This window comes from Psychrobacter sp. TWP2-1-2, assembly GCF_049896785.1.
In the GTDB taxonomy this organism is placed as follows: Bacteria; Pseudomonadota; Gammaproteobacteria; order Pseudomonadales; family Moraxellaceae; genus Psychrobacter.
In genome coordinates this window covers 255,469-267,435 of sequence record NZ_JAFCVA010000002.1, presented here as the reverse complement: position 1 = coordinate 267,435, position 11,967 = coordinate 255,469, and the positions used below count along the sequence as shown (strand labels likewise).

Annotated in this window: 6 protein-coding genes; 5 read left to right on the top strand and 1 reads right to left on the bottom strand. The window is 43.1% G+C overall.

Annotation, left to right across the window (positions count from 1 at the left end; all coding sequences use genetic code 11):
- Nucleotides 1-63: 63 nt before the first annotated feature.
- Together rpoC and ACP7AE_RS03055 are read left to right on the top strand one after the other, a co-directional pair.
- Entirely contained in the window at nucleotides 64-4,296 is a 4,233-nt protein-coding gene (gene rpoC, locus ACP7AE_RS03060) for a DNA-directed RNA polymerase subunit beta' (protein ID WP_055124834.1), read from the top strand.
- A gap of 165 nt (nucleotides 4,297-4,461) precedes the next feature.
- On the top strand, nucleotides 4,462-4,983 hold the full coding sequence (locus ACP7AE_RS03055; RefSeq protein WP_045443911.1) for a DUF6586 family protein: 522 nt from the start codon (nucleotides 4,462-4,464) through the stop codon (nucleotides 4,981-4,983).
- 185 nt (nucleotides 4,984-5,168) lie between these two features.
- Here the strand turns inward: ACP7AE_RS03055 and ACP7AE_RS03050 are convergent, their stop codons facing one another.
- A complete protein-coding gene (locus tag ACP7AE_RS03050) occupies nucleotides 5,169-7,826 on the bottom strand; it encodes a penicillin-binding protein 1A (protein ID WP_426241281.1) in 2,658 nt (885 codons plus the stop codon).
- A gap of 193 nt (nucleotides 7,827-8,019) precedes the next feature.
- Here ACP7AE_RS03050 and ACP7AE_RS03045 point away from each other — a divergent pair, with 193 nt between their 5' ends.
- Genes ACP7AE_RS03045 through pilQ form a run of 3 tightly spaced genes read left to right on the top strand, consistent with a single transcriptional unit; the run spans nucleotide 8,020 to nucleotide 11,916 of the window.
- Nucleotides 8,020-9,075 (top strand): pilus assembly protein PilM, encoded by a 1,056-nt coding sequence (locus ACP7AE_RS03045; RefSeq protein WP_426241280.1) that lies wholly within the window; start codon nucleotides 8,020-8,022, stop codon nucleotides 9,073-9,075.
- Nucleotides 9,075-9,674 carry a PilN domain-containing protein gene (locus ACP7AE_RS03040; protein ID WP_426241279.1) on the top strand — a complete coding sequence of 200 codons (600 nt, stop codon included), beginning with the start codon at nucleotides 9,075-9,077 and terminating at the stop codon, nucleotides 9,672-9,674. Before ACP7AE_RS03045 ends, ACP7AE_RS03040 begins: the two co-directional genes overlap by 1 nt.
- The gene (pilQ, locus tag ACP7AE_RS03035; protein WP_426241278.1) at nucleotides 9,658-11,916 is read left to right on the top strand and encodes a type IV pilus secretin PilQ; all 2,259 of its coding nucleotides are present in this window, start codon (nucleotides 9,658-9,660) and stop codon (nucleotides 11,914-11,916) included. The genes ACP7AE_RS03040 and pilQ overlap by 17 nt, the downstream gene beginning before the upstream one ends.
- Nucleotides 11,917-11,967 lie beyond the last annotated feature (51 nt).

The window sequence follows — 11,967 nt, the reverse complement described above, 5'->3', positions numbered from 1 at the left end:
CATTCATCTTATTTGCGTCAATAATACGCTATCAGATGATTATAAAGATAACGGAGAAGCAACTTGAAAGATTTACTCGATATCATGCAAAGCCCTACCGGCAACGGTAATCAAGAGTTTGATAGCATTCAAATTACTTTAGCCTCACCTGACGTCATTAAGTCATGGTCGCATGGCGAAGTGAAAAAGCCTGAAACTATTAACTATCGTACGTTTAAGCCTGAACGTGATGGTCTATTCTGTGCCAAAATCTTTGGTCCAGTAAAAGACTTTGAATGTTTATGTGGTAAATATAAGCGCCGTAAGTTCCAAGGCGTTATCTGTGAAAAATGTGGCGTAGAAGTGACGACTGCGAAAGTACGTCGTGATCGTATGGGTCATATTGACTTAGCCAGCCCAGTGGCGCACATTTGGTTCTTAAAATCATTACCAAGCCGCATCGGTCTATTGCTAGACATGACGCTACGTGATATCGAGCGCGTTCTGTATTTTGAAAGCTATATTGTTACTGAGCCAGGTTTGACTTCTCTAGAGAAGTATCAACTGCTCGATGATGAAGACTATTATAAAGCCCTTGAAGAATTTGGCGATGAGTTCACTGCCAAAATGGGTGCTGAAGCGGTTCAAGACCTATTGAAAGATATCGATTTAGATCTTGAAATCGATGATTTGCGCGAAGCGATTCCGCAAACTGGTTCTGAAACCAAGCTTAAAAAGATGTCTAAGCGTCTTAAATTATTAGAAGCCTTCCGTGATTCTAATAACAAGCCTGAGTGGATGGTGATGAACATCTTGCCAGTACTACCACCAGATTTGCGTCCGCTAGTACCACTCGAAGGTGGTCGTTTTGCGACGTCAGATCTAAACGATCTATATCGCCGTGTGATCAACCGTAATAACCGTCTAAAGCGTCTGCTTGAGCTGAGCGCCCCTGATATCATCGTACGTAACGAAAAGCGTATGTTGCAAGAATCAGTTGATGCCTTGCTTGATAACGGTCGTCGCGGTCGTGCGATCACTGGTAGTAACAAGCGTCCATTGAAGTCTTTGGCAGATATGATCAAAGGTAAGCAAGGTCGTTTCCGTCAAAACTTACTTGGCAAACGTGTTGACTACTCTGGTCGTTCGGTGATCGTTGTTGGTCCAACGCTACGTCTACATCAGTGCGGTTTACCAAAGAAAATGGCACTTGAATTGTTCAAACCATTTACTTATAACAAATTATTGTCTCATGGTTTAGCGACCACGATTAAAGCTGCCAAAAAGATGGTAGAGCGTGAAGAGCCGCAAGTGTGGGATATGCTGGCCATGGTTATCCGTGAGCATCCAGTGCTTCTTAACCGTGCACCAACGCTTCACCGTTTGGGCTTGCAAGCATTTGAGCCAGTACTAATCGAAGGTAAAGCAATCCAATTGCATCCGCTCGTTTGTACCGCGTTTAACGCCGATTTTGATGGTGACCAAATGGCCGTTCACGTGCCATTGACCCTAGAAGCACAGCTTGAATCACGTGCGCTAATGATGTCTACCAATAACATCTTGTCGCCTGCGAACGGTGATCCAATCATCGTACCGTCACAGGATGTTGTATTGGGCTTGTACTACATCAGTCGCTCGTCTATCAATGCCAAAGGCGAGGGCATGATTTTTGCCACCGTTAATGAAGCATTGCGTGCGATTGGTTCAAACGATTTGCATGTAAACGCTAAAATCAAAGTGCGTGTTACTGAGACGCATATTGATGAAGATGGCAATGAGACTAAAGAAATCAGCTTAAAAGAAACGGTTGCAGGTCGTTTATTGATCTGGAACATCATGCCTAAAGGTATGTCTTTTGATGAATGTAACCAAGAGATGACGAAGAAAAACATCTCTCGTTTGATTAACTCTTGCTACCGTAAAGTTGGCGTTAAAGAAAGTGTCATGTTTGCTGACCAATTGATGTATCTTGGTTTTGCCCAAGCGACATTGTCTGGTGTGTCTATCGGTATTGATGACATGGTCATTCCACCACTGAAAAAGCAAATCATCGAAGTGGCAGAAGGCGAAGTTCGCGAAATCGAAGATCAATTCGAGCAAGGTTTTGTGACCGCTGGTGAGCGCTATAACAAAGTGGTTGATATCTGGTCACGTACCAATGACAAAGTCGCTAAAGCGATGATGGACAATTTGGCGACAGATAAAATCATGAACGCCAAAGGTGAAGAAGAAGAACAGAAGTCATTCAACTCTATCTTTATCATGTCAGATTCTGGTGCTCGTGGTAGTGCGGCTCAGATTCGTCAGTTGGCTGGTATGCGTGGTTTGATGGCTAAGCCAGATGGTTCAATTATCGAAACGCCAATTAAAGCAAACTTCCGTGAAGGCTTGACCGTACTTCAGTACTTTATTTCAACGCATGGTGCACGTAAAGGTCTTGCGGATACGGCACTGAAAACGGCTAACTCAGGTTACTTGACGCGTCGTTTGGTTGATGTGGCACAAGATTTGGTTATTACCAGTGATGACTGTGGTACTGAGCAAGGCTTGCTCATGAAACCACATATTCAAGGTGGTGAAATCATTGAGAAGTTAGGCGAGCTAGTGCTAGGTCGTGTGACGGCTCGTGATGTGACTTATAACGATGATGCTGATAAGGTATTGATTCCAGCAGGTACTTTGATCGATGAGCATTGGGTAAACGTGCTTGATAACAATGCGATTGATGATATCTGGGTACGCTCAGTTATTACTTGTAATGTTGAGCATGGTGTTTGTTCACAGTGTTATGGTCGTGATTTGGCTCGTGGTCATAAAGTGAATATCGGCGAGTCAGTCGGTGTTATGGCGGCACAGTCTATCGGTGAACCAGGTACTCAGTTAACGATGCGTACATTCCACGTGGGCGGGGCAGCAAGCTCAGCATCAGTGGATAACAGCATCTCAGTTCGTAGTGCTGGTCAAGCGCATTTCGAAAACATGAAAACGGTTCAACATACCGATGGTCACTTAGTCATCGTATCGCGTTCAGCTGAAATCGCCTTGACCGATGAGCTTGGTCGTGAGCGTGAACGCTACAAAGTACCTTATGGTTCTAGCGTGCTTGTGAAACACGAAGATCAGGTTGATGCTGGTCAAACCATCGCTAAATGGGATCCGCACACGCATCCTATTATCACAGAATTTGCTGGTACTGCACGCTTCAGTGAGATTACTGATGGCTTAACTGCTACCGTAAAAGTTGATGATGCGACTGGTATGAGCTCATTTGAGATTCTTGCTACTCGTGACCGTTCAAGTTCAGCAAAAGACTTACGTCCTGCGATTATCTTGAACACTGATGAAGGTAAAGAAGTGGTTTACTTCTTACCAGCTGAAACCATCATTCGCGTCAGCGATGGTGAAAAAGTAGCAGCCGGTTCGATTTTGGGTCGTGTACCACAAGCCTCTTCAGGTACCAAAGATATTACCGGTGGTCTACCGCGTGTTGCTGACTTGTTCGAAGCACGTCGTCCAAAAGATCATGCCATCATGGCAGAAATGACAGGTGTGGTTAGCTTTGGTAAAGAGACTAAAGGTAAAAATCGCTTTATTATCACCAATGAAGATGGTGAGATTCATGAAGAGCTAATCCCGAAATGGCGTCAAATTAACGTCTTTGAAAATGAAACGGTAGCACGTGGTGAAGTGATCGCTGATGGTCCACAGAATCCACATGATATCTTGCGTTTGAAAGGTCAGACTGCACTTGCTGATTACATCGTTAACGAAGTACAGGACGTTTATCGCTTGCAGGGTGTAAAAATCAACGATAAGCACATCGAAGTGATTATTCGTCAGATGCTGCGTAAAGTTGAGATTACCGATGGCGGCGATTCAAACCACTTCAAAGGCGATCAGGCAGAGTACTCTGATATCAAAGCATTGAATGCGAAGCTGGAAGCGGAAGATAAATTCCCAGTACAGTTTGAGCGTCAATTACTAGGTATCACCAAAGCAAGTCTGGCAACAGAAAGCTTTATCTCAGCAGCATCGTTCCAGGAGACGACCCGTGTACTAACTGCGGCTGCCGTGACTGGTAAAGTGGATGAGCTACGTGGTCTGAAAGAGAACGTCGTTGTTGGTCGCTTGATTCCTGCTGGTACTGGTCTTGCTTATCATAAAGCACGCAAAGAGAAAGCGGAGCAAAAACTGCTAGATAAAGATCTTAAAGCAGGGTTTGACAATGCAGCATTTGATATGTCAGCGAGCACGGATAGTAAAGACTTTGCAAGCTTTGATGAAGCCTTTGCACAAGAGCTTAATCAGGATAATTAATAGTATTAAGCGTCTTTGATTTATTGCACACACAAAAAAGCCAGCCTAAGTTGCTGGCTTTTTTGTGTGTGCAATAAATTGAGAAATGCATGGTACTGTTATCTAAAAAAATAGTACACTGGAAAATATGCCCTAATTTACACTTCATATAAGGATAAGTCGCAAATGGCAGGTAAAACCCGCGTTGCCAAATATCAAGCAGATCGAACCAATCAAAAACTGTATTTCTGTCGTCTATCCTGCCAAGCAGCGGGAAGTACCGATGATAAGCAGCTATACCAAGCCCATTGTGAAACTGCTATTTTTCATCTATACGGTGCCTTTCTCGCATTCACCCAAGAGCTAGGTTATTTTTATAGTTTAAACATGAGCGCACCAACATTGTCAGATATTGAGCAAGCATTGAGCGAGCGTACCCAAGTATCGCCTGAGATTCAGCGGTTACAGCAGTTACAACAGCAGGGTTTTTTGGCCAATATAGAGCGTGCGTATCAGCGTTGTCTGTACGCCGTGCCACCAGATACTATCGTAGATCAAACACCAAGCAATACTGCCTCACCTGATCTTATTGTTAACGTTGTGACCTTGTCGAATCAATGGCTGCCAGATGAGACGACCATACGAGAATGGCGTCAGCAGTTTTTAGAGCTGATTGAGCAACTACGTGCTGGTATGGTTGAGTTCTAAAAATAGTTATTAAAATTTTATCTCATTTTTATCACCATTTTTAAAATGAAGACATGTCCTAGTTGACTGATGACTGTCCTTTAATAGAGTGGTATTGAGCAAAGTATTGAGTATAAAAAAGGCTTATTTAGCGAGTGCCAAATAAGCCTTTTTTTGCGTCATAAGTTTATATTATTAATGGTTGTCTACTCTGGTATCGGTGGCATGCGCTCAACGGGTGTTACCGATAAAGGGTTTTGCGGCACGCTATCATTACTACGACTGTTACTAGGTTTGGCTGCTTGAGAGCTAGTTTGTGCTTCAACAGGCTCAGCTGGTGGTGATTTACGCTGTTGAGCCTGCGTCTTAACTGGTTTTTCTGATTCGCTGCTATCCGTATCTTCATCATCGGCCAGAATACCATCATCAGTCATTTCTATAGTTTTTTGCTTTTGTTTTTTCGATTTGGCGCGGTTATTGATAGACACCCATTGATGAGGCGTGTCTTTAAGTTGGGCTTTCATAAAATCCATCCAAACGGGTAGAGCTGCCACACCACCATATTCGCGACGACCCATGGTTGATGGTTGATCAAAACCCATCCACACGACAGTTGCATTGGTAGGATGAAAACCTGCAAACCAAGCGTCTTTTGCTTCATTGGTGGTACCTGTCTTGCCACCAATATCATCACGACCTAAAGCCTTTGCTCGTACTGCCGTACCACGCTGTACGACGTCACGTAAGATATCTGCCATCTCAAAAGCGACTCTGGGTTGTAAGATTCGAGGTGCTTGCTTAGCCACTGCATATTGAACCGCTGGCGCTTTTAAGCGATCGGCCTGTGGGCTAGCATCATAAACCTTTAGATTTAGCGCTTTACCGCTTTGTTCAATGTTATCAATATCATCATTGTTCTCTAAATTTTGTTCTTTAACCGTCACTTCATCATCGATAGCACTGTCTTCATTTTCAATTGACTTCTTATAATCTTCGAGGAGATTTCTATTGAGGTCTTCAAGTTTTTCATTGAAGCAGGTGGCACACGCTTGGCGTGGGTTTGCCTGAAAAAGGAGGTTATTATTATAATTATAAATTTGTTCGATAAAATACGGCTGTACACGGTGACCACCATTCGCGAACGTAGCATACGCTGTTGCCATTTGTAACGGTGTTGCTTGTCCTGCACCTAACGCTAACGACAAAGTCGTCGGTAGCTTTTCCTTATCAAGTCCAAATTCATCTAATAGGTCGCGCGTATCAGAGATACCAATGGCTTGTAAGAGACGAATAGAGACTAAGTTACGAGATAAATACAGTCCACGGCGTAAAGTGATTTCGCCTAAAAAACGTTGATCAGAATTTTTCGGTTTCCAGTCACCCACTTGAATCGGTCGATCTGAAACAATGCTATCTGGGCGATAGCCTTTTTCTAGAGCAGCGGTATAGACAAGCGGTTTAATGGTTGAGCCTGGTTGACGCCAGCCTTGTAGAGCACGATTGAATTTACTGTGATTAAAGTCAAAGCCACCGACCAATGCTTTAACAGCGCCAGTTTCTGGATTCAAGGAGACCAGACTTCCTTGTAGTTTGGGAATTTGTCCCAGCTGCCAATTACCATTCGCGGTCGGTATCAAACGAATGATATCGTTTTTATTGACAATTTGGCGGGCGTTGTCAGGAAAGTAACCGATACGATTGGCAGAAATATACTTGCGTGCCCAGCTCATCCCAGACCAACCAACGGTCACATTCTCACCAGAAGGCATTGTCGCCTCAAAACTGCGAGCATTAACCTTGGTGACTTTGGCAGGAGTCATATTGCTATAGCGTCGGAAATTTTCTAGCGGTTCATCATTTGCTTCAGCCCCGCGCCAACCATGACGATGTTCGTAAGCCACTAAACCTGTCAGTACCGCCGCTTCCGCATCTGTTTGTGCTTTGCTATCAACGGTAAGGCGTACCCGCCATCCACTATGCATCACTTGCTCACCATAGCGATCAACTAAGGTAGAGCGTGTCATTTCTGCCAAATACGGCATATTGACGTCGAGCTTCTCTTTATAGAGGTTAATGCCTACTGGTGAGCTGATCGCTTCGTCGCGTTGTGCTTTAGTGATATAGCCTAACTCGTGCATGCGTCCAATGATCCAGTTGCGGCGAGTGAGGGCGCGACTTGGATTGGCAACAGGATTATATTTAGAAGGGGCTTTGGGTAGACCTGCCAACATTGCTGTTTCAGCAATAGTGAGGTTTTCTAGGGATTTACTATAGTACTTTTTGGCCGCGGCGCGGATACCATAAGCGCCTTCGCCTAGATAGATTTTGTTAACATAAAGCGTCAAGATATCATTTTTACTGAGCTCATCTTCTATTTTACGTGCTAAAAATAGCTCGACCAATTTGCGATTTAAGGTGCGCTCTGGACTTAAGAAGTAGTTTTTGGCAACCTGCATGGTAATGGTAGAGCCGCCCGTTTGGCTGTCGTCGTCAGTCACTACTTCTGTCACTGCGCGACCAAGACCTTTAATACTAATACCGCTGTGCTGAAAAAAGGACGCATCTTCTGCTGCTAAAAAAGCATGAGTCAAATTTTCAGGAATATCTTCAAAAGTAACGGGTAAAGATAAACGGTTACCATATTGGCCAATGAGTTTGTCATCACTACTATATATCTGTAATGGCATCTCTAAATTTGCTGTTTTAATCTCTTGAATGCTAGGCAGGGTAGGCGATAAATACATCGCCATCCCATAAAAACCAATGGGCACAGCAAGTGCTAAGATAACTGCCAATGCCAAGCAGGCAATAACAAGCCCCACCAAAAAGTGAATGAGACGGGCGGTAGCATTTTTTTTGGTCATAAGAAGACTTATCAATTAAAATTTGCAACAGATAAAACATTATACCTTGAACAAAATCAGCAGGTCATAATAAATGTGTAAGTTGACCTTAATAACCTGTTTAAATGCTTGAATCTATCTGTTAAGTAAAGTATTGTACTGAATTATTACAAATAACTATCAGATTGTACACTTAATATAAGGTATAGAGTTTGTGAGGCTATTTACTTCCAAAAGTCAGAGTTTAATTGGTGTGGATATCTGTGCCACTTCAGTAAAGTTGGTTGACATACAGCGCCAACAGGGCATGTTTCATCTAAAATCTTATGGTATTGAAAGACTGCCAGAAGGTATAGTCGTCGATAAACTTCTTGTAGATACTGAAGCGGTTGGTCATATTATTGCTAACTTAGCTAAACGTTGTCATGTCGCTGGTAGTAGTGCTGCAACTGCCGTGTCAGGGTCAGCAGTAATCACTAAAATTATTGATATGGATGCTGCGCTAAGCGACGTTGAGCGTGAAGCGCAGATACGTTTAGATGCTGATCAATACATACCTTATCCATTAGAAGACGTCAACCTAGACTTTGAAGTTTTAGGGCCTTCTTTAGCAAGTGATGACATGGTGCAAGTCTTACTTGCCGCATCACGCTCGGAGAATGTTGACCAAAGAGTTGATGCCTTAACCTTTGGTGGTCTTCAAACGAAGGTCATGGATATTGAATCCCATGCGATAGAGCGTGCTTTTGGACTCATGGTAAATAACTTACCAAATGCCCCTGAGTTAGTGGCTTTGATAGATATTGGTCATAATCAAACGACTTTATATATCGCTAAGAACGGTGAGTTTATCTATAGCCGTGAACAACTATTTGGTGGTGTTCAGTTGACAGAAGCGATACAAAATCGTTATGGACTATCTGCTGAAGAAGCGGCTATCAGTAAGCGTGAGCGTACCTTACCAGATGACTACTACTTTGATGTATTGACGCCTTTCATTGAGAATACCATTCAACAAATTACTCGCTCATTGCAATTTTACTTCTCTTCAAGCCAATACAGTAGTATCGATCATGTGGTTCTTGCTGGTGGTAGTAGCTCTATTGCTGGTCTTGCTGGCATGGCACAGCAAAAACTTGGGGTGACTGTTAGTATTGCCAACCCTTTTATCAATATGACTATTGCACCAAATATCGATAATGAGCAACTGGCCATTGATGCACCAAGTTTAATGGCTGCATGCGGTCTTGCGTTAAGGAGCTTCGACTAATGGCTCGTATTAACCTATTACCTTGGCGCCAAGAAGAGCGCGAGCGTCGCAATAAAGAATTTCTCACGTTAGTAGTGGCAGTGACTTTGCTTACTTTATTGGCTGCATTTGCTTCATGGAGCTACTTTAACAACGAGCTTGATGAACAACTTGATGCGAACGCATTGATTGAAAAAGAAAATGCGCTTTTAGATACGGCTTTGACTGAAATTGATAGTCTGGAGCAGCGCCGTGAGGATATTATTTCACGTATGCAAGTCATTCAAGACTTGCAGGGTCGACGTCCTGTGCCTGTTCGTTTATGGGATGATCTAGCTAAAGCCATCCCGCCGGCACTCTATTTGAATAACCTCAAACGTGAAGGCGATGTTTTGACGCTGACAGGTCGAGCTGATAATCCTAATATTGTATCAAGTTTGATTCGTAATCTTGATGATAGTAAATGGATGGGTGATTCAGCCGTTAGTAATATCCAACAAAATATCAGTGCTTATGAATCTGCACCAGTGCTTAATAATACGGTCACCGCTGGCGAACAACCGCGTATCTTCTGCTTTTGCCATTTCAGCATTGGCAATCAGCATGGTAGCAGTGAGTAATAGTGCCCATGCCGCACAGCGCATTAACGAAGTTTCTGTGGTACAAACTGCACCAGCAGTGACGCAAATGCGTTTGGGATTTGACGGTTTACCAGTGTTACCTGCTGCCTATCAGCTTGATAACCCTAGCCGTTTGGTACTAGATTTTGAAAAAGTGCAGAATGGACTTGCTAGTCGCTTTAATGAATACAATATTGGTATGATTGATAAGGTCACGACGTTGAATAGTGACAGTACCACGCGCCTGATTGTTGAGCTAAAACAGGCAGGTAACTATACGACATCGATTGAAGGTAACGATTTACTATTGACCATTACTGATCCTAATCGTCCAGTAATGACCAATGATCCTATCCAAGACGTACTCAATGACAATAATGCGATCACGACGACAGCAGTCGTTACACCGATTGTAGAAACCAGTAGTGCACCGGCAGTCAATATAGCCAGTAAAACGGTAGTTAAAAATCAAGTGCCTGCTGATACCATGGTGGTCAGAGTTAACCCATTATTAAGCCCACAACTTGCTGCATCGCAAGTGAGTAAGCAATATAGCTATGATGGTTTGAGTGCCGTCAATTTTGCCGCAGTAAATGATGGTGGTGGCAACGTTAGCATCGCACTTACCAATGAAGCCATTCCAGTTGATGTCCAACGTCAAGGCAACAAGCTAGTGGTACGCTTAACGGGTAGCACCGTGCCAAGAAATTTATTGCGCCGTTTGAATATTAATAGTGGTCTGGTTGATAGTTTTGATACTAAAAACCAAGGTCAAAATGGTGTAATTACTATTAATGTCAAAGAAGATTATGAGTATCAGGCTTATCAATCAGGAAATCAGCTGAATATTAATATCAGAAAACCTGAGCTACTACGTGAGCCAACACTTGAAGAAAAAGTCTATAGCGGTGAAGCGCTATCTATGGAGTTTCAAGACGTTGAGATTCGCAGTGTCTTAGATATCCTAGCGCAGTTCACAGAAATGAATATTGTGGCTAGTGATTCAGTCGCGGGCAATATCACCTTACGTTTGATTAATGTCCCATGGGATCAAGCGCTAGATATTATTCTAAAGAGTAAAAATCTTGGTAAGCGTGAAAATGGCAATGTCATTTTGGTTGCGCCTTCTACCGAGCTTGCTGAGCAAGAAGCACGTGAGCTTGAAGCACAGCAAGCGGTTGAGTCTTTTGCGCCATTACGCACAGAATATATTCGTCTTAGCTATGCAAAAGCGCCAGATGTTTTGACACTTATTTCTCAAGGCAGTGGCTCATCAGGTGGCAGCAATGCAAATGCTGCTGATAACAATACCTTATTGTCTAATCGTGGAACGGTAACGGTAGATGAGCGTACCAATACCTTAATTATTAAAGATGTGGCTGACAGTATCGAGAATATCCATAAGTTGATTGGTAAAATTGATATTCCAGTCCGTCAGGTCATGATTGAAGCGCGTATTGTGAGTGCCACTGATAGCTTTAGTAAAGAGATTGGGGTTCGTTGGGGTATCTTGTCAAATGGTGCCGCCAACAACCGTAATTTATTGGTCGGTGGTAGTAATCAAACGCTATGGGATTTAAAAGACTTCGATGTAGAAACGACGACGGTAAATGGTCAAACAGTTTCTTATCCTTCATACGATATTACTCGTCCTGATAACTTAAACGTCGATTTAGGGGTTGCCAACCCTGCTGGTAGTATTGCCTTTGGCTTGCTTAGCATGTCAGATGTGATGCTTGATCTTGAATTGTCAGCACTGCAAGCGGATAATCGCGGTGAAGTGATTTCTACCCCGAAGATTCTGACAGCAGACAAGCAAACGGCGAAAGTCTCTTCAGGGACGCAGATTCCTTATCAAGAAGCGTCTGCCAGTGGAGCAACTACCACTAGCTTTAAAGAAGCAGCATTGAGTTTAGAGGCCACACCAAATATCACCCCAGATGGTAAAATCGGCTTGCAATTGTTAATCACTAACGGTACGCCGACCATAATTAACAATCAGGTTGCTATTGCTGAAGATTCTATTTCGACCAATGTTATTGTTGAAGATGGTCAAACGGTTGTGTTGGGTGGTGTCTTTAAGAATCGTACCAGCAATGGTGTCGATAAAGTACCGTTCTTAGGAGACCTGCCTTATATTGGTCGCGCTTTCCGTAAAGACGTGCGTAGTAATTCGAAAGAAGAGTTATTGATATTTATCACGCCAAAATTAATCAATGATGGTATTAGCCGCTTGGATTAATCCTTTATTGATTGGTTTTCGCTCAAAAGAAGCAAGCATCAACGCTTGCTT

What these genes read in the sequence shown, in the direction of transcription:
- ACP7AE_RS03040 (WP_426241279.1), top strand. Translation starts at nt 9,075, where the DNA reads ATGGCTCGTATTAACCTATTACCTTGGCGCCAAGAAGAGCGCGAGCGT.
- ACP7AE_RS03055 (WP_045443911.1), top strand. Translation starts at nt 4,462, where the DNA reads ATGGCAGGTAAAACCCGCGTTGCCAAATATCAAGCAGATCGAACCAAT.
- pilQ (WP_426241278.1), top strand. Translation starts at nt 9,658, where the DNA reads ATGGTAGCAGTGAGTAATAGTGCCCATGCCGCACAGCGCATTAACGAA.
- ACP7AE_RS03050 (WP_426241281.1), bottom strand. Translation starts at nt 7,826, where the DNA reads ATGACCAAAAAAAATGCTACCGCCCGTCTCATTCACTTTTTGGTGGGG.